The organism is Krasilnikovia sp. MM14-A1259, assembly GCF_047159535.1.
GTDB lineage: Bacteria > Actinomycetota > Actinomycetes > Mycobacteriales > Micromonosporaceae > Actinoplanes.
Map to the genome: position 1 here is coordinate 1,389,798 of NZ_BAAGAJ010000002.1, position 25,345 is coordinate 1,415,142.

21 protein-coding genes are annotated in these 25,345 nt (G+C 73.0%); 5 read left to right on the forward strand and 16 right to left on the reverse strand.

All coding sequences use genetic code 11. The features are described 5' to 3' along the window. Positions 1 to 10: 10 nt before the first annotated feature. A complete protein-coding gene (locus tag ACMCNK_RS05905; RefSeq protein WP_412735386.1) occupies positions 11 to 1,399 on the reverse strand; it encodes a glutamate decarboxylase in 1,389 nt (462 codons plus the stop codon). A 214-nt stretch (positions 1,400 to 1,613) separates the two neighbouring features. On the opposite strand from ACMCNK_RS05905, the gene ACMCNK_RS05910 reads away from it, so the two are divergent. After that, positions 1,614 to 2,186 (forward strand): calcium-binding protein, encoded by a 573-nt coding sequence (locus ACMCNK_RS05910; protein WP_412735387.1) that lies wholly within the window; start codon positions 1,614 to 1,616, stop codon positions 2,184 to 2,186. 115 nt (positions 2,187 to 2,301) lie between these two features. Next, positions 2,302 to 2,991, forward strand: a complete 690-nt coding sequence (locus ACMCNK_RS05915) for a CBS domain-containing protein (RefSeq protein WP_412735388.1) — start codon at positions 2,302 to 2,304, stop codon at positions 2,989 to 2,991. 25 nt (positions 2,992 to 3,016) lie between these two features. Here the strand turns inward: ACMCNK_RS05915 and ACMCNK_RS05920 are convergent, their stop codons facing one another. Then, a complete protein-coding gene (locus ACMCNK_RS05920; RefSeq protein WP_412735389.1) occupies positions 3,017 to 3,490 on the reverse strand; it encodes a GyrI-like domain-containing protein in 474 nt (157 codons plus the stop codon). A 211-nt stretch (positions 3,491 to 3,701) separates the two neighbouring features. Here ACMCNK_RS05920 and ACMCNK_RS05925 point away from each other — a divergent pair, with 211 nt between their 5' ends. Both ACMCNK_RS05925 and ACMCNK_RS05930 read left to right on the forward strand, forming a co-directional pair. Continuing rightward, positions 3,702 to 5,021, forward strand: a complete 1,320-nt coding sequence (locus ACMCNK_RS05925; RefSeq protein ID WP_412735390.1) for a GH1 family beta-glucosidase — start codon at positions 3,702 to 3,704, stop codon at positions 5,019 to 5,021. After that, on the forward strand, positions 5,018 to 6,256 hold the full coding sequence (locus ACMCNK_RS05930; RefSeq protein WP_412735391.1) for an MFS transporter: 1,239 nt from the start codon (positions 5,018 to 5,020) through the stop codon (positions 6,254 to 6,256). The genes ACMCNK_RS05925 and ACMCNK_RS05930 overlap by 4 nt, the downstream gene beginning before the upstream one ends. 33 nt (positions 6,257 to 6,289) lie before the next feature. Here the strand turns inward: ACMCNK_RS05930 and ACMCNK_RS05935 are convergent, their stop codons facing one another. After that, entirely contained in the window at positions 6,290 to 9,493 is a 3,204-nt protein-coding gene (locus ACMCNK_RS05935) for a penicillin acylase family protein (protein WP_412735392.1), read from the reverse strand. Positions 9,494 to 9,685: 192 nt separating this feature from the next. On the opposite strand from ACMCNK_RS05935, the gene ACMCNK_RS05940 reads away from it, so the two are divergent. Next, positions 9,686 to 11,299: a methyl-accepting chemotaxis protein gene (locus tag ACMCNK_RS05940; RefSeq protein ID WP_412735393.1), complete on the forward strand. Its 1,614-nt coding sequence runs from the start codon at positions 9,686 to 9,688 to the stop codon at positions 11,297 to 11,299. Here ACMCNK_RS05940 and ACMCNK_RS05945 read toward each other — a convergent pair. The 13 genes from ACMCNK_RS05945 to ACMCNK_RS06005 form a co-directional block, all read right to left on the reverse strand. After that, a complete protein-coding gene (locus ACMCNK_RS05945) occupies positions 11,289 to 13,571 on the reverse strand; it encodes an ATP-binding protein (RefSeq protein ID WP_412735394.1) in 2,283 nt (760 codons plus the stop codon). The two genes, ACMCNK_RS05940 and ACMCNK_RS05945, sit on opposite strands and share 11 nt — an antisense overlap. Then, positions 13,568 to 15,274: a S8 family peptidase gene (locus ACMCNK_RS05950; protein WP_412735395.1), complete on the reverse strand. Its 1,707-nt coding sequence runs from the start codon at positions 15,272 to 15,274 to the stop codon at positions 13,568 to 13,570. Before ACMCNK_RS05950 ends, ACMCNK_RS05945 begins: the two co-directional genes overlap by 4 nt. A gap of 101 nt (positions 15,275 to 15,375) precedes the next feature. Beyond that, on the reverse strand, positions 15,376 to 15,798 hold the full coding sequence (locus ACMCNK_RS05955; protein ID WP_412735396.1) for a response regulator transcription factor: 423 nt from the start codon (positions 15,796 to 15,798) through the stop codon (positions 15,376 to 15,378). Positions 15,799 to 15,828: 30 nt separating this feature from the next. Further along, on the reverse strand, positions 15,829 to 16,752 hold the full coding sequence (locus ACMCNK_RS05960; RefSeq protein ID WP_412735397.1) for a type II secretion system F family protein: 924 nt from the start codon (positions 16,750 to 16,752) through the stop codon (positions 15,829 to 15,831). Positions 16,753 to 16,754: 2 nt separating this feature from the next. Further along, on the reverse strand, positions 16,755 to 18,686 hold the full coding sequence (locus ACMCNK_RS05965) for a VWA domain-containing protein (protein WP_412735398.1): 1,932 nt from the start codon (positions 18,684 to 18,686) through the stop codon (positions 16,755 to 16,757). Then, the gene (locus ACMCNK_RS05970; RefSeq protein ID WP_412735399.1) at positions 18,683 to 20,083 is read right to left on the reverse strand and encodes a CpaF family protein; all 1,401 of its coding nucleotides are present in this window, start codon (positions 20,081 to 20,083) and stop codon (positions 18,683 to 18,685) included. Before ACMCNK_RS05970 ends, ACMCNK_RS05965 begins: the two co-directional genes overlap by 4 nt. A 1-nt stretch (position 20,084) precedes the next feature. After that, on the reverse strand, positions 20,085 to 21,260 hold the full coding sequence (locus ACMCNK_RS05975; RefSeq protein ID WP_412735400.1) for an AAA family ATPase: 1,176 nt from the start codon (positions 21,258 to 21,260) through the stop codon (positions 20,085 to 20,087). Continuing rightward, positions 21,257 to 22,066 carry an RcpC/CpaB family pilus assembly protein gene (locus ACMCNK_RS05980; protein WP_412735401.1) on the reverse strand — a complete coding sequence of 270 codons (810 nt, stop codon included), beginning with the start codon at positions 22,064 to 22,066 and terminating at the stop codon, positions 21,257 to 21,259. Before ACMCNK_RS05980 ends, ACMCNK_RS05975 begins: the two co-directional genes overlap by 4 nt. 23 nt (positions 22,067 to 22,089) lie before the next feature. Then, positions 22,090 to 23,190 (reverse strand): pilus assembly protein TadG-related protein, encoded by a 1,101-nt coding sequence (locus ACMCNK_RS05985; RefSeq protein ID WP_412735402.1) that lies wholly within the window; start codon positions 23,188 to 23,190, stop codon positions 22,090 to 22,092. After that, positions 23,178 to 23,531, reverse strand: coding sequence for a TadE family protein (locus tag ACMCNK_RS05990; RefSeq protein ID WP_412735403.1), 354 nt, complete (start codon positions 23,529 to 23,531; stop codon positions 23,178 to 23,180). Before ACMCNK_RS05990 ends, ACMCNK_RS05985 begins: the two co-directional genes overlap by 13 nt. An 86-nt stretch (positions 23,532 to 23,617) precedes the next feature. Further along, a complete protein-coding gene (locus ACMCNK_RS05995; RefSeq protein ID WP_412735404.1) occupies positions 23,618 to 23,815 on the reverse strand; it encodes a Flp family type IVb pilin in 198 nt (65 codons plus the stop codon). A 170-nt stretch (positions 23,816 to 23,985) separates the two neighbouring features. Next, positions 23,986 to 24,918, reverse strand: coding sequence for an AAA family ATPase (locus tag ACMCNK_RS06000; protein WP_412735405.1), 933 nt, complete (start codon positions 24,916 to 24,918; stop codon positions 23,986 to 23,988). Continuing rightward, on the reverse strand, positions 24,915 to 25,340 hold the full coding sequence (locus ACMCNK_RS06005; protein WP_412735406.1) for a ribulose bisphosphate carboxylase small subunit: 426 nt from the start codon (positions 25,338 to 25,340) through the stop codon (positions 24,915 to 24,917). The genes ACMCNK_RS06000 and ACMCNK_RS06005 overlap by 4 nt, the downstream gene beginning before the upstream one ends. Positions 25,341 to 25,345: the final 5 nt, after the last annotated feature.

Sequence of the window (25,345 nt, forward strand, 5' to 3'; positions counted from 1 at the left end):
TGTACCCCGGCTAGTGGTGGAAACCGGACGCGGTCGAGGCGTCGTGCGCCGGGCCGGACTGTTTCGCCAGCCGCTGCAGGTGCCGGTCCAGGTCGTCGATCAGCATGTCGGCCAGGTCGTGGGTGAAGCCGCGCCGCACCACGATGCGCAGGGCGGCCAGGTCCTCCCGATTCTTCGGGAACGTGTACGCGGGGACCTGCCAGCCGCGTTCCCGCAGGGCCTCCGAGACGTCGAACACGGTGAAGTTGGTGACCTCGTCGCGCAGTTTCACCGCGAAGACCGGCAACTCGTCGCCCCGGGTGACCAGCTCGAACGGGCCCAGCTCGGCGATCTGCGCGGCCATCCGGGTGGCGACGTCGCGGGCGTACCCCTGGACGCGGGTGTAGCCGGCGAAGCCGAGCCGCAGGAAGTTGTAGTACTGGGCCACGACCTGGGCGCCGGGGCGGGAGAAGTTCAGCGCGAACGTGGGCATGTTGTCACCGAGGTAGTTCACCCAGAAGATCAGGTCCTCCGGCAGCGCCTGCGCGTCGCGCCACACGATCCAGCCGACGCCGGGGTAGACCAGCCCGTACTTGTGGCCCGAGGTGTTGATCGACGCCACCCGGGGCAGCCGGAAGTCCCATTGCAGATCCGGGTCGAGGAACGGGGCGATGAACGCGCCGGAGGCGCCGTCGACGTGGACCGGGATGTCCAGGCCGGTGCGGGCCTGCAGGTCGTCGAGTGCGGCGCAGATCTGCGCCACCGGCTCGTACGAGCCGTCGAATGTGGAGCCGAGGACCGCCACCACCCCGATGGTGTTCTCGTCGCAGAGCCGCACCGCCTCCTCGGCGGACAGGTGGTACCGGTCGCCGTCCATCGGGACCAGCCGCATCTCGACGTCCCAGTAGTTGGCGAACTTCTCCCAGCACACCTGGACGTTGATGCCCATCACCAGGTTGGGGCGGGCGGTCGCCTCGCCCGCGACCGCGCGCCGGTGCTGCCAGCGGCGTTTGAGCGCGAGCCCGCCGAGCATCGCGGCCTCGCTGGACCCGGTGGTGGAGCAGCCGGTCGCCTCGCGGGCGTCCGGTGCGTGCCAGAGCCGGCTCAGGATGTGCACGCACCGCGCTTCGAGTTCCGCGGTCTGCGGGTACTCGTCCTTGTCGATCATGTTCTTGTCGAAGCACTCCGCCATCAGCCGGTCCGCCTGCGGTTCCATCCAGGTGGTGACGAACGTGGCCGTGTTCAGCCGGGCGTTGCCGTCGAGCATCAACTCGTCGTGCACGATCTGGTACGCGACCTCGGGCGCCAGTTCACCGGCGGCCAGCTCGTGCCGGGGGATCGTCAGGTCGTCCAGCCCGTACCGCGGCGCCACGGCCAGCTCGTCCGGCTTCGGCGGCGTGGCCTTGGGATGCTTCAGCATCGGCGTCTCCCGTCACCCCTGCTGGCTGGCGTTGCCCCGCCATCGAAGCGTGCGACGGCGCCGCCGCGGATCCTCCGCGGCGAATGACCCGGCTGACCGGGGAGCAGTCGAAACGCTCAGGTCGGCGTCGTGGCTGCCGACGAGGAATTCACGATCATGCAACGGCGACGATGGCCGGCGCGGGTCGGCCGGTTCGCGTTCGAGGAGGGCCCACATGTCAGTTCGCCGGATCATGGCGGCAACGATCACCGTTCCGCTGGCGGCGCTGATCTGCACCGCGCCCGCGTCCGCGGCCTTCGGCGCGGAACCGACCTGCGCGGGCCACAAGGCCACGATCGTGGTCAAGAAGGGCAAGAAGGTCGTTCACGGTACGGCCCACGACGACGTCATCGTGCTCCTGGCGGGCGGCCACGTCGTCAACGCGGGCAAGGGCAACGACCTGATCTGCGGGTCGTCGGGCCGGGACGTGATCAACGGCGGTCCGGGCAACGACCAGGTCTTCGGCGGCGGCGGCAACGACGTCGAGAACGGCGGCGCCGGTGCGGACGAGCTCAACGGCGGCTCCGGCGCGGACCTGCTGAACGGCGGCGACGGCGACGACGAGCTGGACGGCGGCAACGGCAACGACCAGCTCGACGGCCAGAACGGCGACGACGATCTGCGGGGCGGGCACGGCAAGGACCGCTTCAAGGACCACAAGGGCCACAACAAGCACCACGACCAGGACCAGCCCGACCAGGACGACGACCACGGCGGCGACCACCACGACGAGGGCGACGACGACTGATCCGGTCCGGCGCCATGCCGAAGGACTCCCCCGGCGGTCCCATCGGCCCTGCCCCGTGGCGCGTACCCGGGTCTAACGTCGGTATCCGGACGTCAGACCCGGGAGGGGACCTGCGATGAAGGACTGGACCGTCGGCCATGTCATGACCAAGCCGGCCGTGTCGGCGACCGAGACCGACTCCTACCGGCAGGTGGTGACGCTGCTGATGGAGCACCACGTCAGCGCGGTCCCCGTGGTGGACGCGTTTGCGCGGGTGTCCGGCGTCGTCTCCGAGGCCGACCTGCTTCGCAAGATCGAGTACGTGGGCGACGGGAACTCCCGCCTGCTCGAAGGCCGCCGCCGGCGCCAGCACCGCGCCAAGGCGACCGCCCGAACGGCCGGCGACCTGATGAGCACGCCGGCGGTCGTCGTCGGGCAGCACATGACGATTCCCGAAGCCGCCCGCATCATGGAGCACGACGGCGTCAAGCGGCTGCCGGTCGTCGACGATCTCGGCCGGCTGGTGGGCATCGTGTCCCGCAGCGACCTGCTGAAGGTCCACCTGCGCCCGGACGACGAGATCCTGCGCGACATCGAGACGAACGTGCTGCGCCCGTTCCTGGCCGACGACGCCGCCACGATCTCGGTCACGGTGCTCGACGGCGTCGTCACGCTGACCGGGCGGGTCGATCGCTGGTCGGCCGCCGACCTCGTCGCCCGGCTGATCCGGCAGTTGCCCGGCGCCGTCGAGGTGGTCTCGGCGGTGGAGTTCGGTTTCGACGACCGGGAGCTGATGCCGGCGGGGAGCCGCTTCGGCGCGTCCTGAACGGCGGGCGGCTCCCCCGGCCGCCTCAGCCGAGCGGGCACACGATCCGGGTGCGGTACCCGGATTCGTTGGCCATCCCCGGCCCGACCAGGTATTCCTCCCACATCATCGCGGGCAGGGAGGCCGCGTGGTCGCCGAACCACTGGCCGAGGACCGCGTACGCGTCGGGCAGTGTGTCGTACGACCCGATGTGCTCGGCGGTGACCGCGCGGCACGCCGGGAGTTTCTCCACGACCAGGTCGCCGGCGACGCGCGGCCCGCGTTCTACCGGGAAGCCGACCGTCACGTCGAACGCGCGGTCGACCTCGTGGCTGTACACCGCGACCGGCGGCCCGGACGGTGCGGCGCCGTGCTGGGCGAGTTTGCGGGTGACGTCCGGAATCGCGCGGTTGAAGAACTCGGGCAGATCGGCCGCGGCGACGTGCTCCCGCAGGCCCACGACCGTACACGCGGGCACCGTGGTCGTTTCGATTTTGTCCGCGGGTGACCTGTTTTTCATGTTTTTCATGGTTTCCCCCTTGACCATGCCTGCACCTTGAGCGTTGGGCACCGGCGAGCCCGCGCGGAGGGTCCTTGGACCCGATCCGCCGGGCCCTTTGCCGCACGTCACGCCCACCCGCCACGCGCGGCCCGGGCGTGCACGGCCCTTCCGGGCAGTGAGCGCCGCCGCTAACGTGAGCAGCACTCGCCAACGGCAGGGAGGTTCGTCGATGAATCCGCTCCCCCAGTTCCCCGTCGGCTTCCAGGTCGGTGTCTCGACCGCCGCGTACCAGATCGAGGGGGCGGTCGACGAGGACGGGCGCGGCCGGTCCATCTGGGACACGTTCAGCCACACGCCGGGCCGCACCCGCGACGGCGACACCGGGGACGTCGCGTGCGACCACTACCACCGGTGGGCCGAGGACCTCGACCTCATCGCGCACCTCGGCGCGGACGCGTACCGGTTCTCCATCGCCTGGCCCCGCGTCCAGCCCGACGGCGACGGCACCCTCAACATCAAGGGCATCGACTTCTACGACCGCCTGGTCGACGGCCTGCTGGAGCGCGGCGTCGAGGCCCTGCCCACGCTGTACCACTGGGACCTGCCCCAGGCACTGGAGGACCGCGGCGGGTGGCTCGCCCGCGACACCGCCGCACGGTTCGCCGACTACGCGGCCCTGGTGGCCGGGCGCCTGGGCGACCGGGTACGGCGCTGGATCACCCTCAACGAGCCCGTGGTGCACCTTGCCCAGGGGTACGCGTTCGGCGTGCACGCGCCCGGCCACACGCACCTGCTCGCGGCGCTGCCGGTGGCGCACCACCAGTTGCTGGGCCACGGTCTCGCGGTGCGTGCCCTGCGGGCGGCCGGCGCCGGCGAGGTGATGATCACCAACAATCTCACCCCGGTCGTCCCGGCCGGTGACGACGAGGCCGACCATGCCGCCGCGGCCGTCTACGACGCGTTCCACAACCGGCTGTTCCTCGACCCAATCCTCACCGCTGCGTACCCGCCCGGCCTGGACGCCGGGGTCCGCGACGGAGACCTGGAGATCATCGGTACGCCGCTGGACGGGCTCGGGGTCAACTACTACTTCCCGACCCGCGTCGCGGCGCCTGCCCCGGACGACCCGCTGCCGTTCCGGATGGTCGAGGTCGAGGGCGTGCCGACGACCGCATTCGGCTGGCCGGTGGTCCCGGACGGACTGCACGACGTCCTCACCGGGCTGCGCGACCGGTACGGCCCGGCGCTGCCGCCGATCTGGGTCACCGAGAGCGGCTGCTCCACCCACGACGAGGTGGAGCCCGGCGGCCGGATCCGCGACGAGGCCCGCATCGCGTACCTCGACGGGCACCTGCGCGCGCTGCACCGGGCGATCGCCGCCGGGGTGGACGTGCGCGGCTACTTCGTCTGGTCGCTGCTGGACAACTTCGAGTGGGCCGAGGGGTACGCGCAGCGATTCGGGCTGGTCCGAGTCGACTACGACACCCAGCGCCGCACTCCGAAGGACTCCTACACCTGGCTGCGCGCGGCCCTCGCCGACCGCCCGTGACCAGGGTTGATTCCCCACCCGGCGAGGTCACCGGGCGGGTGGGCGCCGGCTGGGTCGGGTTGCTGGCACTGGCGAACCTCGGGCTGTGGCTCGGCTACTTCGGTCCGCTGCAGATGCTGCTGCCCAACCAGGTGGAGCGGCTCGCCGGGGACGGCAAGGCCACCGCCCTCGGCGTGGTCACCGGGCTCGGCGCCCTGGTCGCGGTGGTGGTCGGCCCGCTCGCCGGTGCGCTGTCGGACGCGACCACGGTACGGGCGGGGCGACGCCGTACGTGGATCGCGGGCGGCGCGATGCTGGGGTGTGCGGGTCTGGCGCTGCTGGCGGTCCAGCACGATCTGGCCGGGGTGGCGCTGGCCTGGTGCCTGGCACAGGCCGGGCTCAACGCTGTGCAAGCCGGGCTCACCGCCGTGGTGCCCGATCAGGTTCCGGTGTCGCAGCGCGGCGTGGTGTCGGGCTGGGTGGGCCTGACCCAGTCGGCGGGCGTGGTGGTCGCGGTCCTGCTCGCGGCGGCCACCGGCGGGGTGACCGGCTATCTGCTGACCGGCCTCGTGGTGGTGCTGGCCGTGGCCCCGTTCGTCGTCGCCGTGCCCGATCCCCCGGCACCGCCGCGGCCGGTCTCGCGGCCGCGGTGGCGCCCGGCGGGCATCCGGGGGGCGGGCCGGGACTTCGCCTGGGCCTGGGCCACCCGGTTCCTGGTCCAGCTCGGCAATGCCCTGGCCACGTTGTACCTGTTGTATTTCCTGCGCGACCAGGTGCATTTCGAGCAGCGGTTCCCGGGCCACCGCGCCGACGACGGGCTGGCCGTGCTCATCGTCGTGTACACCGCGGCGACACTGCTGACCGTCGTCACCGGCGGGTGGGTGTCCGACCGCACCGGACGCCGCAAACCGTCCGTGATGGTCTCCGGTTGTCTCATGGCCGTGGCGACCGCGCTGCTGGCGTTCTGGCCCACGTGGGCCGGTGCGCTGGTCGCGGCGGTCGTGCTGGGCCTCGGCTTCGGCGTCTACCTCTCCGTCGACCAGGCGCTGATCACCGAGGTCCTGCCGAGCGCCGAGGACCGGGCCCGCGATCTGGGCATCATCAACATCGCCAACTCGGCACCACAGGTCCTCGGGCCGGCGCTCGCGGTGGTGCTGGTCGGACACCTGGGCGGCTATCCCGCCCTGTACCTGACCGCCGCGGCCATGACGGTGCTGGGTTCGGTGCTGGTCACCCGGATCCGATCCGTCCGGTAGCCCGGCCACGGACGGCCGGGCTACCGGTCGGGGTCACTGCGCGTACGCCTGCAGCTCGTACACCGAGAAGCCGTACGAGGTGGCCCGGCGGTCGCAGTCGAGGCGCAGGTAGCGGGCGTTCACCGCGGGGAACGCCACGGTGTCCACCCCGCCGTTGCTGTCGTCGACCGCCGCCACCTGCCGCCACGAGGTGCCGTCGGTGGACACCTCCAGCCGGTACGTGCTCGCATACGCGGTCTCCCACCGGATCGTCACCCGCCCGACCCGGGTGGCCGAGCGCAGGTCGACGGACAGCCACTGGTTGTCCGACCACGAGCTGGCCCACCGGGTGCCGGCGTCCCCGTCGACCGCATCCGATGCGGGATGCCCGAACTGGGTGCTGGAGACGGTGGCGGCGGCCCCGGCGGCCCGGTTGGTGAGGTCGTCGCCGCGGTGCGCCGGGAACGAGATCACCTGCTGGTACGTGGGCCGGTTCTGCCACGTGATGCGCTCGTGGGAGATGCCGCCGAGCGGGGACTGCACGATGGTGTCGGCGCACCACTGGTCGCCGGCCGCGCACCCGCCGGCATCGCCCGGGTACGTGGTGGTGGCCGGCTCGGCCAGTGCCCCGCCGAGGCTGGTCAGCAGCGCGGTCCGGCAGGCACTGAGGTCGCCGGCGCCGCACCAGGTCCGCGGCCAGTTCGGCACGGTCTCGCCGAGCGCGGCGCGCAGGTCCTTGTCCACCCAGCCCCACCAGCCGTACTGGAAGGACGATCCCTTGTGGGGTTGGTTCTCGTTGGCCGAGCCGGGCAGGTCGGACGCGGACCCGGTCTGGGCGCCCGACGGGGACTCGTTGATCTGCATCGCGTTGACCAGCGCCTTGAACAGGTCGTCACCGAGCCCGGCGAACTGCGCGCCGGCCAGCCGCGGCCACCACGCGTCGAAGATGCGGATGGCGTCGGCGTCGCGGTACGCCTTGCTGCCCTGCGTGGTCTCCTCCCGGCGTGACCCGCCCGCGTACCAGGTGCGGAGCTTGGCCACCGCGGCGGCCTGGGCCGGGTCGGTGACCGGGCTGGTGTCGATCACCCGGAGCAGGTCGCCCAGCACTTCCTTGCCGCGCAGGTCGGTGGTGGCGGCCGACTCGACCACCCGTACCAGGGCGGCCCGGTCGAACTTCTGCCCGGCGGAGATGGCCGCCTTGATCGGCCGGTCGAGCAGGTCGGCGCGTTGCACGGCACCGAAGCTGAAGTTGCCGTCCGCCGCCGAGAAGTCGGCCGCCTGCTTGTTGTTCCAGCTCACGAAGTAGTCCTGGTTGACCGCCTGCGGGTGGGCCGAGGCGGGCTCGTACGCGGGGGTGTTGGTGGCGGGATCCCAGCCCGCCCACTCGTACGCGGGCTCGCCCCACGTGGGCAGGTTCGGGTCGGCGGCGGCGGCGCGGACCGGCTCGTAGCCCGACGCGAAGTACGCGGTGTCGGTGGAGTTGACGTAGAACCAGTTGAACGAGAACGCGATGTTCGCGGTGGCGGCGGTGAATCCGGCCGGGCCGCCCATCTGGTCGGGTTCGTTGAACATCTGGAAGCCGATCGCGGAGTCCACCTCGTGCCGGTACGTGGAACGCAGGCTGGTGAACGCGACCGGCGCCCCGCCGATCAGGCCGCGCCACGAGACCAGCCCGTAGTTGGTGCGCAGGACGGTCAGCCGGTACGACCCCGCCGGGGTCGAGTCGGCCGTGGTCGGCTTCCACGAGTTGACCTGGCTGAGCGCCTGCATCGCCAGGCATTTGCCGTGGAACAGATAGCCGGTCGAGTTGACGGTCGGGGTGCCGCCGCCGGGCTCGCACAGCCGCACCGCGAACGTGTCCGTGATGTCCTGCCCGGCCGACGTGGCGCTCCACGCGTAGTCGGGGCCGCGGCCCAGCAGGGTGTACAGGTTCAGCCCGGCGAACGCGACGCCCCGGCTGCTGATCCCCGGTCCCTGCAGCTCCTGGACCATCAGCAGCTGCGGCGCGAAGTACGCGGTCTGCGGGCCGAACACGGCCACGGGATGCCCGGTCGCGGAGTGGGCGGCGGAGACGACGGCCGCGTTGGACATGCCGCGGTGGCGCGCCGGGTCGCCGGCCAGCTTGCCGAGCGAGTCGGCGATCGCGCTCTTGCCGGTGACGGCCCGCGCGGCGGAGCCGGTCTGGTCGAACACCATCGGCTCGACCTTGGCCGTACCCGGGTCGGGCAGTGCCACCCCGGCGGCGTTCGGGTCGGCCTCGCCGTACGGGAAGCTCTGTCCGTTGTGCAGGGTCAGCGTGGTCTCGGGGTCGTTCTGGGTGCGGAACGTCTGCCACACCCGGTCGCCGATCTCGGTGCCGTACTTGGCCCGGGCGGCGATGCGGACCAGCGCGGACTGCATCTCGCCGCCGCCACCGCCGCCGAACAGGCCGCCGATCACGCCGGTGATCGCGATGAGGTCGGTGGGGACGAACGGTTCCGGGCCGCCCTTGTTGGTGATCGCGTCCAGGTGCCCGGTGAGCACGTACTCGCCGGGGCAGTCGCGGGCGGCCATGCAGTCGGCGATGTACTTGTTGATGCCCGCGAGGTAGGCGACGACGTCGTCGTAGAGCTGGGCGCCGCGCGGCCCGTTGGCCCGCATGGCGTCGATCTGCGCCTGCCGGTCCGCCTCGGTGTACGGCGCGCTGCGCCACAGGCTCTGCTCCAGCGACCGGTTGCCCTCGGCGCCGCCCGCGAACGAGGTGAGCTGGCCGCGCCCGACGTGCCGCATCAGGTCCATGAGGAACAGGCGGTCCTGGGCGCCCGCGTACCCGGCGCCGAACATCGTGCCGGAGCGGGTGGTCCCGGTCACGTGCGGGATGCCCAGCGACCTGTCCCGCACGATCGTGACGTCGGCGCGCGGGGAGATCGTGCTGGCCACGTCGGTGCTGGCGACGCCGTACGAGCTGTCGTTGAAGAACGTGCTGATCTGCTGGCCGGTCAGGCCGGTGTACTGGGAGGCCAGCGCAGCGTACGGGCCGAGCTGGTCGGCGGAGTGCGGCGGCCTGATGCCGAGGGTCTGGTACGCCAGGATCTGCACGAGATCGGCGTCACCGTTCTCGCCCGGCGGCAAAATGTCGGAGCATTCGCCGAGGCAGTAGTCGGCGGGGGCGGGGACGGCCGCCGGCACGGCCGCGGCGGGGACCGCGGGGGTCAGCCCGGCCGTGGCGACGAGGGCGGCGGTGAGCAGGGTACTGAGGGGGACGAGGCGCCGGCGCATGGAAGCTTCCTTCCGACCACACGAACGCGAAAAGATTTCAAACATGTTAAGGCGTCAATGTGTTCGTACGCCAGAGCGCAGAGCGACAACGCGCTGACACCACGTGACCTCGGTCATCACGTAGCGAATCAGCGATATCGCGGCCGATATGTCCGGATGGCTCTGTTTGGCAAAGTCGCCTGGGAGGCATGAATGCGAATCGCAAACCTGCGTGTGGGTCTGCGTATGGGTGCGGCGTTCGCGATGGTCGCCACGATGATCGTGGTCGCCTCCGTGGCCGGCGGCTGGGGTCTGCAGAAGACCAGCGAAGCCCAGCAGCGCTTCACCGATCTGGTCGAGGCCCGCGACGACGTCGCCGAGGCCCGCCTGCAACTGGCCGACGTCAGCGGCTGGCAGGGTCTGGTCATCGTGGACGTCGCCACCGACGGCTTCACGGCCGCGACCGGACCGGGCGGATTCAACCGCAAGGGCATGCTGGACGCGAAGACCGGCGTCTACAGCCTGCTGAAGAAGAGCTCCGCGAAAGCCACCACGGCCCACGAGCGTGATCTGTGGAGCCGGCTCAAGTCCGGTTGGGACGCCTACTTCGCCGAGGACGACGCGCTGCTGCAGGCGATCCAGCGGGATCCGCACAGCGGCGTCATCGCGGCCAAGGCGAGTTTCAACCAGGGCACCACCCACGAGGTGTACGACCAGATCGACGGCATCATCGACGCGCTGGAGAAGGACTTCAGCGCCCGGATGGCGGCGGAGCGCGCGTACATGACGGACCTGCGCCAGACCAGCATCGCGCTGCTGGGCTCCGCGCTGGTGGGCGCGCTGCTGGCCGCGGTCGCGCTGAGCGTGGCCACCACCCGGTCGGTCGTCCGGCCGCTGCGTGTCGTCGTCCGCGCCCTGCGCGGCCTCGCCGCCGGTGACCTCACCGTCCGCGCCGACGTCGCCGGCAACGACGAGCTCGCCGAACTGGGCAACGCGCTCAACGACACGACCTCGGCGCTGCGCCAGACCGTGGGTGCCCTGTCGGGCCACGCCCAGCACATGTCCGACGCCTCCACCGACCTCACCACAACCGCGACGCAGATCGCGTCGATCGCGGCGCAGACCAGCGCCCAGGCCGGGGAGGTCGCCCGCAGCGCCCAGCGCGTCTCCGACAACGTGCACACCGTCACCGAAGGCAGCGCCCGCGTCGACGACTCCATCGGCGAGATCTCCACCAACGCGGCCGAGGCCGCCGCGGTCGTCGTCGAGGCGGTCGCCGCCGCCGAGGCCACCACCGCCACGGTGACCCGCCTCGGCGCGTCGTCCACCGAGATCGGTGCGGTCGTCAACGCGATCACCACGATCGCCGAGCAGACCAACCTGCTGGCGCTCAACGCGACCATCGAGGCGGCCCGCGCCGGGGAGGCCGGCAAGGGCTTCGCGGTCGTGGCCGGCGAGGTCAAGGACCTGGCGCAGGAGACCGCCCGGGCCACACAGGACATCACCGAACGCGTCCAGGTCATCCAGACCGACACGGCCGGCGCCGTGGCCGCCATCGAGCAGATCGCGACGATCATCCGCCGGATCAGCGGCTACCAGGACCTCATCACGTCCGCCGTCCAGCAGCAGGGCGCCACCACCGCGGAGATGGGCCGCAACGTCGCGGCGGCGTCCGCCGCCAGCGACGAGATCAGCGCCACCATCGCGGACGTCGCGGCGGCCGCAAACCACACCGCCGAAGGGGTCAACCGCTCGCAGAGCGCGGCCACCGACCTGGCCACGATGGCCGACGAGCTGCGTACGCTGGTGGCCACGTTCACGCTCTGACGGGTGCGGCGGCTGCCGCACGCGACGGGCGCAACGCGAGGGTGAACACCGAGCCGACGTGCATCGTGGAGACGACCGTGACGTCACCACCCATCGCCCGGGCCAGCCGCCGGGCGAGGAACAGCCCGATGCCGGTGCCGCTCGTGCTCATCGTCATCGGGTCCTCGACCCGGTAGAACTTCTCGAACACGCGCTCCAGCGAGTCCGCGGGAATGCCGCGCCCGTGGTCGCGTACGTCGACGAGCACCGCGTCCCCGGTGCGCCGCACGGTGACCTCGACCGCGGCGTCCGGCGCGGAGTACTTGAGACCGTTGCCGATCAGATTCGCCAGCACCTGCAGCGTACGGCCGCTGTCGCAGTACACCGGCGCCGCGACGTCCGGCGACGTGACGACGACGCGCGGTGAGCCGAGGTCCTGCACGACCTGGGCGACGATCGTGCGTAGGTCGTGGCCGGAGGCGGAGACGTCGAGCGCGATGTCGTCCGCGCCGTCGCCGAACCGCGACGCCAGCAGCAGGTCCTCCACCAGCCGGGACAGGTGTGCGGCACGGTCGCCGACGAGTTCGAGGGCGTCCGCGCGCTTCTGCGGGGTCATCCGGTCGCCACGCTTGCGCAGCAGGTCGACGTACCCGACGATCGGCGTCAACGGGGTGCGCAGCTCGTGCGAGACCATCGCGATGAAGTCGGACTTCAACCGTTCCGTGCGGTATTCCCGGGTGAGATCACTGAGGACGATGACGTCACGGGTGAGCTCTCCCTGCGCGTACGTGGCCGAATGCGCCATCCGGATCCGGCGCTGCTCGCCGTCCGGCCGCCGGATCGTCAGCTCCGCGGCCGCCCGGGGCTGCCCCGGCGACACCGGCATCAGCGACCCCTGCTCCGCGTCGGCGGCCACGTCGAACAGGTCGGCCACCGGCCGGCCGAGTGCCTCGGCAGCCGGCACCCGGGTCAGCGCCTCCAGCGCCGGGTTCCACATCTGCACCGACGCGTCGACGCCGACCACCATGATGCCCTCGGCGGACTGCTCCACGACCGCCTGCAGTTTGCTGGTCTCCTCCACGAGCCGCCCCAGGTGCTCGGCGCCGCGCAGCGCGACCGCCAGCGCGTTGGCGAGCGAGGCCAGCAGCGTGACGTCGCCGGTGGACAGGCGGCTGCGCCCCCGCGGGGCGAACGCCGCCGTGCCGAACCGGCGGCCCCCCGCCTCCACCGGCACGATCACCACCTGCCGCAGGCCCGACGCCGGGCTCTCCGTCAGCAGAACCGGACCTGCGGCGTCGCGGGCATCGGCCAGCCACGACGGCACCGGGCCGCGGTGCACCACCCCGGGCTCCTCGGCCGTGACCGACAGGGCCGGATCGTCGTCGCGCAGATCGTCGTCACGCAGCACGATGACCGCGTGCTCGGCGTCGAACGCCTCCCGCACCAGCAGCAGGAACTGCCGGACCACGTCCTCCCGTTCGGCCAGGGCGTACGAGAGCCGCAGCAGGCACGCCGACCGGGCCCGCTCGTCGGCCTCGCGGGCCGCCGCGCGGTACGCGTACGTCACCGCCAGCGCCGGCATCGCCATGAACGGCAGCAGCAGCGGGGCGTGCAGCGCGACCACGGTCGTGATCAGCCCGGTCGCGACCGTCCCCAGCGCCATGTACGCCGACAGCCGCGCCTCGGAGCGCACGACGGCCCACGGCGAGACCCCGTTGATCAACCCGAGCACCTGGGCCAGGCAGCACAGGTTCACCGCGGTGAACGCGAACGTGCCGGCCACGACCGCGACCAGCACCCGCGGGGTCACCGTGCCCGGGGTGCCGCCGGCCAGGTGCACGATGAGGATCAGCACGGACACCGCCGCCGTGTACGTGCCGACGTTGAAGGCCGCCTTGACCGGGGGACGTCGCTGCCACGCGCTGGCGGCGACGAGCCCGGCCGCCGCGGCGACCAGTGCCTCGCGCGGCGGCAGCAGCAGCACGTCGATGACGAGCGCGGCTTCGTACAGGCTCAGTTCCTCCACGGCCTCGCCGTGGCGCAGCCGCACGACGGTGACCTCGGCGAGACACGTGAGCACGGCCAGGCCCGGCAGCAGCACCGCGGTCGGCACGCGGATGCCGGTCAGCACCGCGCGGTCTCCCGCGCAGGCGACCACGACCGCGGCGAGGATCGCGCCCAGCCCGGCGACCGCGGCGACCCGCCACAGGATCGGATCACGGACACGGGCGGCCAGCGCGGCGGCCACCCGGCGGGTGGCCGGGCGGTCGCCGCGCGGCGCGGAGGTGCTCACGACGGGGGCAGCCAGGCCCAGGACCGCGCGGCCCAGTCGGCGTCCGCCCAGGCCCGCGCCCGCGCGGCCCAGTCCGGGTCCGCCCAGTCCGCGTCCGCCCACGCCCTTGCCCGCGCCGCCCAGTCGGCATCCGCCCAGGCCCGGGCGCGGGCCGCCCAGTCGGTGTCCGCCCAGGAGCGGGCCGCCCAGGCGCGGGCCGCCCAGGCGCGCGCCACCCAGCCGTCGTCCGCGCCCGGCCAGCCGCGTGCCGCCCACGCCCGTGCCGCCCAGGCACGGGCCGCGGGGTCGAGCCCGGCCCAGGCCCGGGCCGCCCAGTCCCGCGACGGCGGGGTCAGCGCGTTCCACTCCCGGGTGGCCGCCGCCGGATCCCCCGCGGCGATCGCCGCCCCGAGGGCGGCCCATCGCTTGGCGTCGCGGTGCAGCGCGCCGGTGTCCTCGTCGTACCGTCGCTGGGACTTCCCTGTCGGCCAGCCGGGCGCCGCAGCGAGCACCCGCGGGGCGTCGAGCGCACCCGCCCCGCCGGTCAGGCCCGCGGTGCCGTACGTGTTCCCGGCCAGCAGGTTCTTCACCGCGTCGGGGGTCAGCGTGGGCTGCGCGGCGAGGGCCGCCGCAACCACGCCGGACGTCACCGCGGTCGCCATCGAGGTGCCGGAGCCCCGGAAGTAGCCGTCACCGACCCGGGCCTGCGGGTTTCCCGCGTCGATGACGCTGCCCGGCGCGCGCAGGCTGACGATGTGGCTGCCCGGGGCCACGAGATCGGGCTTCGCGTCGCCCTGCCACGTCGGGCCCCGGCCGGAGAAGTCCGGCACCACGTCGTCCGCGCGGGCGGACGTGCCCGCCGTGTCCAGGGCGCCAGCGGTCAGCAGCATCGGGTCGTTGCCCGGCGAGGTCACCGACCCGGCGCCCGGCCCGTCGTTGCCGGACGGCACGACGACCGTGACGCCCTGCTGCCACAACGATTCCAGTGCCTGGTTCAGCGGATCCCACTGGTACGGCAGCGGGCTGCCCGAGGACAGCGACAGGTTCACGACCTGCACTTCCTTGCGGTGGTCGCTGACCCATTGCAGGCCGCGCAGCACCGCGATCAGGTTCGTGTGCCCCTGGGCGTCGGCGACCTTCACGTCGACCAGTCCGGCCCGCGGCGCCACCCCGCGGTACGCGCCACCGGAGGCGGCACCGGACGCGGCGATCAGGCCCGCCATGAACGTGCCGTGGCCGTACCCGTCTCCGCGGCCCGTGCCGGTGACGTCGACATGCTGGGCGACCCGCCCAGCGAGGTCGGGTACGTCCGCGATGCCGGTGTCGACGACCGCGACGGTCACGCCGCGGCCTTCGTCCCCGGCCGCGGGCAGGCCGAGCATCTGCCGCACGGTGGTGGCAGCGCCGGTGGCCTCGGACGCGGCGGCGGCGACGGTGATCTCGCGTTGCGGCACCACGGTCCAGTCAGGACCGAGCGCCCCGGTACGCGGCAGCCGGGCGGCGACACCGTGCGCGACCGGAAGCGCGGCGAGCACACGGCCGCCGGCGGCCGTCACCGCACGGGCCGCCCCGTCGGCGCTCGCGCCGGTGACGACGACCTCGAACCCTGCGGGCGGGGCGGCCACGACGGACGCGGGTATCCCCGACACCGCCAGGGCGACGGCGATTCCGGCGGCGAAAGGCCGGCGGGAGGCGGCGGAAGCCACCAGGCGGACCGAAGTCATGAGCTACACACCTCACGTGGGTGAGCCGGGCGTCGATGCCCTAGATCATCGGCGCGCAGGGCGTGGACTTGAGCGGAAATTGAGCCAGGCCGCGTGGCCGGTCACAGGTTTCCCGAATAGCCCTGGCCGCGCGCGTAGTCCACGGCCGCCCGGACGTCCGCGATCGGGTTGTCGTGCCCGAGCACCCCGTCGATGAGATACAGCACCTCGTCCGCGGTGAACGGCTTGGCGAGGAAGTAGTCCGCCCCGCCGGCGCGGCCGCGGGCCGCGCAGTCGGGCAGCGCGGTGAGCATCAGGACGGGGACCCGTGGCGCGTCCTGCCGGATGCAGTGCAGGGCGCCGTAGCCGTCCATGCGGGGCATCATCACGTCGAGCACCACGAAGTCGGGTTGCAGCGCGGTGAACGCGTGCACGCCGTCCTCGCCGTCCACGGCGACGTGCACCTCGTGGCCGTCCAATTCGAGCACGTCGCGCAGCAGCGTACGGATCGCCGGATCGTCGTCGACCACCAGGACCTTCGCCATGCTCTGTCTCCTTCTCCGTTGTCGTGCACATCAGCGGGCGAACGCGTGGATGATCTGCAGCACCCCGGGGCCGAGAATCACCACGAACAACGCCGGGAACAGGCAGAACAGCACCGGGAACAGGATTTTGATGGGCACCTTCTGGGCCAGTTCCTCGGCCCGCTGGCGGCGCTTGACCCGCATCTCGCGGGCGTGCTCGCGCAGCACCCCGGCGATGGGGATGCCCAGTTCACCGGCCTGGACGACCGCCGTGACGAACGTCCGCAGCTCCGGCACGGTGGTCCGGGCGGCCAGCGCCCGCAGCGCCGCGGCCCGGCTGACACCGAGCTGCATCTCCTGCAGCACCCGCAGCAGCTCCCGCGCCAGCGGGGTACGGACGTGCGAGGCGACCTGCGCCATCGCGGCGTCGAACGCCAGCCCGGCCTCCACGCTGATGACCAGCGTGTCGAGCACGTCCGGCATGGACAGCAGCAGCTCACGCTGCCGCTTCAGCGCCAAGTTGTAAATCATCAGGTCGGGCCCGAGGAAACCGCAGGCCGCACCGGCGACACCGCCGATCAGCGTGCCGCCGGCACCGCCGAGCAGACCGCAGAAGCCGGCCCCGACCAGCGCCCCGGCCACCAGGGTGACGCCCTTGAGCGGCACCACCCGCGACAACGGCAGCGCCGCCGGGTTGCCGGCGTAGTCGAGGTGGCGCTGCAGCCGGGCGACCGCGCCGGACGGGGTCATCAGCGTGCCCAGCCGGCCCAGCCGCCGGGTCAGCGGCGCACCCAGCCGTTCGGCGAGCGGCCGGTCGCGCGGGGCGACGAACGTGGCCGCGTCGGGCCGGGGCACGGACTCCAGCAGGCGGGCGACCCCGGCGCCCTCCCGCGCCCCGGTCAGGGCCAGCGCCAGCACGAGGACCGCACCGGTCAACGCGACCAGCCCAACGACCAGCACCATGGACGGTGGCATGCTCACACCTCCACCTGGACGAGTTTGCGCAGCCACAGGGCGCCGACGACGACACCGACCACGGATCCGGTGAGCATCATCAGCCCCAGCGGTTCGGTGTACAGCGGGCGCAGGTAGTCACGCCGGAACACGAACATCCAGGCGCCCAGCACGATCGGCATGCCGAGCAGGATCATCGCGGACAGGCGGCCTTCGGCCGACAGCGCGCGTACGTGGCGGTGCAGGCGCGCCCGCTCCCGCATCGTGGTGACCGCGGTTTCGAGGGTCTCGGCGAGGTTGCCGCCGACCTCGCGCTGGATCCGGATCGCCATGACCAGCCAGGACATGTCCTGGCTGGCGTTGCGTTCGCCGACCCGGTCGAGCGCCTCCTCCAGGTCGCCGCCCAGCCGGGTCTCGGCCAGCGCGCGGCCCAGCTCGCCCGCGATCGGTTCGCCGCCGTCGCGGACCAGCGCGTCCAGCGCCTGCGGCAGGGAGAAGCCGGACCGCAGCGAGCCGACGAGCAGCTGCAGCGCGTCCGGCAACTGGTTGGCGAACGACCGGGCGCGGCGGGTCGCGCGCAGGCGCAGGTACAGCGCGGAGCCTTTCCACCCGCACAGCGCGCCCGCCGGCAGGGCGATCCACCAGGGCAGCACCGGCAGCAGGCCCAGCGCGCCGCCGGCCGCGCAGCCGAGCTGGATGAGCTGCCACTCGGCCGCCCGCAGTGGGCTGCCGGCCCGGTCGAGCGCCAGTTCCAGGCGTTGCCGCCGGTCCGGGCGGCGTACCGCACGCTCGGAGACCGCCAGCGCGGCGCGGACGAGGCCGTTGCCGTCGGTGCCTTCCGGACCCCGGCGCCCGCTCGGCGCGAACCGGTCCAGCTCGCGCAGCCGCTGCTGCACCGGGCGACCGGCGAGGGTCGGGCCGAGCGCGAGCAGGGCCGCCGCGAAGATCACCACGGCCACCACGAGGATCGTCGTCGCCGGGCCGCCGCCACGTACTCCGGCGAACCGGAACGGCTGGGGTGCACGCGCCGCGGCCGGGTCGGCCCGGAACGCCACCGGCACGGCCGCGGCGACGGTCTGCGCGCCGATCCGGGCCCGTACCTGCAGGGTCGTGGTGCGGCCGGACAGTTGCGGCGGGACGGTGGCGCGGACCAGCAGCGGGACGGACAGGCTCTGCGCCATGCCGCGGAACGCCGACCGCAGCGCCGTGGCGTCGGTGGCGCGGAGCACCCGCCCGCTACCGGCCGACGCGAGGTCGCCGAGTCGCTGACGGTCCGCGTCGCGGCCGAACGCCACCGCGTCCAGGGTCGCCTCCGCGCGGGTCACGGTGGCCAGCAGGCGGTCCGGTGCCACGTGGGAGGACGTGTCCGCGCCGTCGGAGAGCACCACGATGCGCCGTTCCACGAACGTGGCGGCAGTGCGGTTGCGCCGCTCGTCGAGCAGGTCCTCGGCGGCCTGGATGCCGTCGTACAGGGCGGTGTGCCCGGCGGCTGCCAGCCGGGAGACGGCCGCGCCGAACGCGGCGCGGTCGGCGGTCGGGGTCAGCTCGACCGTGGCCTGCTCGGCGACCGCGACCAGTCCCAGCCGGACCTCTGGCGGGGCCGCGGCCGCGTAGTCGAGGGCCGCGGCGCGCGCGGCGGCCAGGCGGGCGCCCGCCATGGATCCGCTGGTGTCGAGGACCAGCACCACCGCGCGGGGCGGGGCGCCGCCCGAGGTGGCGGCGACCTGCCGGGCACGGGTTTCGAGTACGACGCCGTCGGCGCTCACGCTCACCTGCGCGCCGGTGAGCGAGGTGGACCGTCCGGTCACGAAGAACTCCACCGCGCCGGGTGACGGCTGCACCCCGGTGACCACGAGACCGGACGTTGCGTCCGGGGCCGCGGCGGCCCGCCCGGCCGGCAGCACGGCCAGCGCCAGCAGGCACGCGGTGGCGAGCACACGTCCCGGCGTACTCATCGCGGACCGGTCTGGAAGACGTCGACGCCGACCGTGACCCCGTGCGCGGCGAGGTGTTCCAGGAAGCGCGGGCGCAGGCCGGTGGGCTGCAGCCCGCCCCGGAACCGCCCGGCGGCGTCCGTGCCGGCGCGGAAGTCGAACAGGAACAGGTCCTGCAACGTGACCACGTCGGATTCCATGCCGACGACCTCGGTGACGTGGGTGATCCGGCGGCTGCCGTCCTTCAGGCGGCTGACCTGGATGATCAGGTGCACCGCGGAGGCGACCTGCTCCCGGATCGCCCGTACGGGCAGGTCCATGCCGGCCATCAGCACCATCGTCTCCAGCCGGGCCAGCGCGTCGCGTGGCGTGTTGGCGTGCAGCGTGGTCAGCGACCCGTCGTGCCCGGTGTTCATGGCCTGCAGCATGTCCAGGGCGGCGCCGTCGCGGACCTCGCCGACGACGATCCGGTCCGGCCGCATCCGCAGCGCGTTGCGGACCAGGTCCCGGGTGGTGACCGCGCCACGGCCCTCCACGTTGGGGGGCCGCGACTCCAGGCGGACCACGTGATCCTGGTGCAGTTGCAGTTCGGCGGCGTCCTCGACCGTGACGATGCGTTCCTCGGCGGGCACGAACCCGGACAGCACGTTGAGCGTGGTCGTCTTGCCCGAGCCGGTGCCGCCGCTGACCACGATGTTGAGGTGCCCGCGTACGCAGGCGCGCAGCAGGTCGGCGGTCTGCGGGGTGAGCGTGCCGAACGTGATGAGGTCGTCGACGGTGAACGGGTCACGGGAGAACTTGCGGATCGTCAGCGACGAGCCGTCCAGCGCGATGGGCGGCACGATGGCGTTGACCCGGCTGCCGTCCGGGAGCCGGGCGTCGACCATCGGGCTGGCCTCGTCGACGCGGCGGCCCACCCGGGACACGATGCGGTCGATGACCCGGCGCAGGTGTGCCTCGTCGGCGAACTCGGCGGCCACCGGTTCGAGGCGGCCGCTGCGTTCCACGTAGATGCAGTGCGGGCCGTTGACCATCACCTCGCTGACCGACTCGTCACGCAGCAGCGGCTCGATGGGCCCGTGCCCGAGGATCTCGTCGGTCACCTCCTGCGTGATGCGGGCCCGGTCGGCGCTGGTCAGTGGCGTTTCCTCGACCGCGAGCAGTTCGGCGACCGCGCGGCGTACCTGCAGCTCCAGTTCGTCGGCCGCGCCCATCTCGTCGTACAGCTTGGGGCCGAGCAGTTCGGCGAGGCGGCGCTGGATGCGCAGCCGTACCTCGGTGATGGGGTCGGGGCCCGGGCGGGCCGCGCCGCGCAGCCGGTCGCCGCCCGGCTCGGCGCCGGGCCGCGCCGGGCCGGTGTCGGGCCGGACCGGTTCGGCGGGGCGGTGCCGCTGCGACAGGTGTTCGGCGAGTCCCATGTCAGTGGCCCCGGCCGAACAGCCGCGCCCGGTGGCGGCGGGCCCGGCCGCTGTCCGCCGCGCCGCACTTCGCGGCGAGTTCCCGCATGGCCTTGGCCACCGGGTGGCCCGGGCGCTCGATCACCAGGGGGACGCCCCGGTTCACCGACAGCGGCACGTCGCGCGACGACGGCATCAGGACAGCGGCGGGCTGCCCGATCGCGGTCTCGACGTCCGCGACGGTCAGGCCCACCTCCGAGTTGGCGCGGTTGAGCAGGACCAGCCGGCGTTCTGCCGGGTACTGCAGCATCTCGAACGTGGACAGCGTCAGCCGGGCACTCTTGAGCGCGGGCAGGTCGGGCGTCACGACCAGCACGTACCAGTCGGTACGGTCGAGCGCCGCGAGGACCTGGTCGCTGACGTACGGCGGGGTGTCCACGACGACGTAGTCGTACATCGGGGCGAGCACGTCCAGCAGTTCGCCGACCAGTTCCCGGCCGACCTGGTCGCCCTCGGCGGGCCCGGCCGGGGCCAGCAGCACGTCGACGCCGTCGCGGTACGCGGTGATCAGTGAGCTCACCCCGTCCTCGTCGAGCCGTCCCGCCATGCCGACCGCGTCGGCGACGCTGCGTTCCGGCGGGAGCTGCAGCATGATGCCGACGTCGCCGAACTGCAGGTCGAGGTCGACCAGGCAGACCCGGCGGCGGCCGTTGTCGGCCAGGGTCATGGCCAGGTTCACCGCGACCGTGCTCTTGCCGACGCCGCCTTTGCCGGCGAAGACCGTGAACACCTGCGTCGCCCGCTCCCCCGCGACGGGCGGCGTGGTGGTGGTGAGCTGCCGGGACAGCTCGACGGACCGCGCGCAGGCGGCGTCGACCGCGCCGCGGTCACCCGCGGGCACGACCTCGCGGACCCCGGCGCGCATGGCCTCGGCGAGCACTTCCACCTCGACGCGTTCGCGCAGCAGCACGACGCCGAGGGCGGGACGTTCGACGCGCTGCCGGGCGGCGAACCCGACCGCCTCGGCCAGCGGCACCCCCGCGCCGATGACCACGAGCTGGGCCTCGGGCCGGTCGGCCAGCGCCGCCCCGAGCTGCGCCGAGTCCGGTACGGCGCAGGCGGGCTGCGCGGACCCCGGGAAGTCGTGCGGGGCGAACGGGTCACAGTAGATGGTCATCGTCATCACCAGCACCGTCATGGGAAGAGGGAGTTGTTGTCGACGCCGGCGTCCGGCTCGACCGTGGCCGTGTCGTCCAGCAGCGCCAGCGACAGCGTCCCGGTGAGCGAGACGTGCACCAGCTTCTCCGCCTCCTGCTGGCTGACCGCGACCGTGACCAGCATGGTGACGGCGGACTTCGCGGCGCTGCCGGCCGACGCGGTGCTGTCCGACGCGGCAGCCGTGTCGCCCGCGGTGGCGGCCCCGGCAACGCCGCGTTCGCCGACCGCGATCACGTCGACGCGGGGCAGCAGCACCCGGGTGGCCTGGTTGTAGTCGTGACCGCTGCTCAGCCCGTCGCCCGCGGGTACCCGGCCGCGCCCCTCGCGCATCGTGAACGTGCTGAACACCGCGACCCGGGACCCGGGCCGCACGTATCCGGCGACCCGGCCCGCGGCGGTCACCTGCACGCTCACGGCCAGCTTGCCGTCCGGGACGGCGAGGCCGCCGGTCACCTCGCTGGGCTCCGCGAACATGCCGCGCAGCAGCAGCTGGCTGGGCGGCAGGTCGGCGGTGAGCGCCAGCGTGTCGAGCTGGGCGTCCATCTCGGCGAGCGCGGTGGCGGGGACGGTCTCGGCGGGCATCGCCACGCGCTCGGTGTACCCGCCGCGGCGGATGGCGGCCGCGCTGGTGCCCGCCGGGATGCGCTGCTTGCTGATCAGCACCCAGACCGCCTTCCGGCCGGCGAGGGCACGCTGGTCGGCGCCGCGCACGTACGTGAGTACGGCGAGGCAGCCGACGCCCGCCAGCACGGCCGCCACGAGCACCGCGAGAAGCCGCCGTCTCATCGTCGAACTCTCCCCCGCCCCACTCAGCCGACCAGGTTGACCACGGCGGCGCCGAGGTCGGGGCCGCCGATCTGCGAGCCGGTCGCGTGAACCAGTCCGCGCACGAAGTAGCCGTACAGGCACCGTTCCTGGCCGCTGCACCTTTGCAGGTTGGTCAGCCAGGAGGGCGCCGAGAAGCCGGAGAGCAGGTATCCGGTCAGCACGAACGGGGCGAAGCCCACGAGGTGGTACTCCGTGTTCGCGCCCTGCCCGCGGACGTTGTCGTACACCGGGATCAGCACCATGCTGCGCGTCTGCCGGGCCGCCTGCAGCGCGTCCTTGCACGGGTGCGACGCCGAGTTGCCGGTGTCGCCGTCGAACGTGCCGTCCGCCTGCACGATCGCGGTGCAGGACGCGGTCGGGTCGTCGAGCCACCCGAACCCGCCGGGCCGGTCCCAGCCGGCCGGACCGGCCGGGCAGACCGGGTTGCCCTGGCTGTCGTGGAGGTGGACGACCCGCTCGGCGCTCGCCGGTGGGGTTCCGGTCGCCGGCCAGAGCGTGGCCCCGGCGTTGGTGAGGGTGTCCCACTCGCAGAGCGAGAACGTGACCGCGAAGCCCTGCGCCACGCGAGGCGGGCCCCACGCGACCCGGGCGCAGCCGCCGACGGTGGTACCGGGGTCCCCGCCGGCCAAGGCGCGGGCGAACACCGAGGGCAGCACGGTCGAGCCGTCGGCCAGCCGGGTCTCGACGCGCACCTCGGCGTAGCGGGCGTCCTGCGGCGCGGTGCCGAGGCAGCCCGTACGGTTGGTGGCGGTGGCGGTGCACCGCGCCAGGCCGCTGCCGGTGCCGCAGATCTCGGTCACTTTCGCGGCGCCGTCGGCGGCGTTGCTGTTCGCGTACCGGCCGGCCGTGCCGGTCTGGCCGGCGCACTGCACCGGTGTGACGGCGCAGACCTCGCCGACGGCCCACGCGGCCGCGTCGGCCCCGCTCTGCAGTTGTTCGCGCTCCGCGTACAGGCGGCCCACGTCGACGACCACGGCGGCCACGCCGAGCAGGACGCCCACACCGAGCACCACGGCGACGGTGGCGGCGATCGCGCCGTCGTCGTCGCGGCGGGGCCGGGGAAACAGCGTCAGCCGACGCATGGCATGACTCCTCGTGCGGTGATGGTGAAGGATCCGTCCGAGCGCCCGCCGAACATCGCCATCAGCGACCCCACGGGGGTCACCGGGCGGAAGCCGGAGGACACCTGGACGACGGCATCGCGGGTCAGGTCGGCGCCGCAGACGGTGACCTGTACCGAACTCACGGGCACGGTGCCCGCCGCGGACGTCACGCGGGCCCGGCCGTCGAGGCCCATGGCGGTGGCCCGGGCCCCCTCGCGGGCCGCCTCGGTGAGCGTGATCTGCGCGTTGAGTGCCCGTCCGAAGTCGATGATCCCGAACAGGAGCAGCAGCAGCAGCGGTAGCACGATGGCCATCTCCACCGCTGCCGCCCCCTGGTCCGGGGCCGGTCCCCCCGGCCGGCCCGCGGGCGCGGCCGACCGCGCGGGCCGGCCACGCCCGCTGCGGCTCACGGTCCGGCCGGGGCCTTCACGGAGTCGGCGACGCCGCCGAACATGTTGCTGAGGTTGTCGCCGAGCAGGATCACCGCGCCGATGATGACGACGGCGATGAGCGCGACCATCAGGCCGTACTCGACCGCGGTGGCGCCTTCGTCGTCGTGCCGCCGGACGGACGACAGCAGTGCCTGGATGTACTGGATAAGCATGTGAACTCCTTGGAGACTCCGCAACTCCACCCTTGCAACCTGGGTGACTGCGCTTAGTGATCGTCTCGCGACGGAGTGTCATGAGCATTTTCTCAGGATTTGATCAAGACATCGGCCCGGAACGCCCGGGGGTGAGGGACCCCCGGGACATTCCGGGCCGGCGGCGGGGCTCAGCCCGCCTGGGCGAAGACGCTGCTGCCGCGTACGTCCGCCGCGGTCAGCGTGGTCAGCTCGGCGAGACCGATCGGCTCGGTCAGCGCCGCGAGCCGGATCGCCTGCCGCAACCGGCACCGCTCCAGCGCGTTGCGGATGCTGCGCGCGTTGGCGAACCGCGGCATCGCCATCCGCAGGTCGACGTACGACTCGAACGCCGCCCGCGCGTCCGGCGTGAACTGGTAGCTGTCCCGCGACAGCATCAGTTCCGCGATCTGCACCAGCTCGTCGTGGTTGTAGTCGTCGAACCGGATGTGGTGGGCCACCCGCGAGCTGAGCCCCGGGTTCGACGACAGGAACTTCTCCATCCGGTCGGCGTACCCGGCGAACACCACCACCAGCGAACCCCGCCCGGACTCCATCTCCTGCAGCAGGATCTCGATGGCCTCCTGCCCGTAGTCCCGCTCGTTCTCCGGCCGGTGCAGGTAGTACGCCTCGTCGATGAACAGCACCCCGCCCGCCGCCCGGGCGATCGCCTCCTTCGTCTTGGGCGCGGTGTGCCCGATGAACTGCCCCACCAGGTCGTCGCGGGTCACCGCGACGACCCGCGGCGTCCGCAGATAGCCCAGCGCGTGCAGCATCTCGGCGATGCGCATCGCCACGGTCGTCTTGCCCGTGCCGGGGCCGCCGGTGAAGCTCATGTGCAGCGACGGCTTGCTGGCCGTGAGCCCGAACCGGGCCCGGGCGCGGCTGACCAGCAACAGCGCGGCGATCTCGGCGAGGCGCCGCTTGACCGCGGTGAGCCCGACCGTCTCGGTGTCGAAGTCGGCCAGCACCGCGCGGGCCTTGCCGGCCGCCTCGTCCGCGTTGAGGTCGATGCGCGCGTCGCGGTCCAGCAGCTCCGGCTCCTGGACCGCGGCGGCGGGCCGCATCGAGAAGCCGGCGGTCATTCGGCCGGATACCGTTCGCCGGCGGGCGCCTCGGTCGCGTACGGCTGGAACGAGTACCGCTGCACCCGGTCGTGGGCCTCGGTGCGCACCACCCGGAAGCCCGGCTCGTGTGCCGGCCGCTGCACCAGGAAACTCAGCGCGGTGGTCTGCCGCCCCAGCCGCGCGTCGTACGCCAGCACCCGCACATAGTGCTGCGGGAACGCGGCCCGGCAGTCCAGGATCTCGCGCAGCACCGCGTCGGGTTCGGCGAGGTCGAACATGGGCAGGCCCCACATGTCCCAGTACACGTTGCGGGGGTGTGGGTCGTCGGTGTATTCGATCGAGACCGGCCAGCCGTTGTCCAGGGCGTACCGGACCTGGGCGGCGATCTCGTCGTCGGTCAGTTCGGGCAGGTAGGAGAAGGCTCCGTGGCGCAGGTACATGTCGT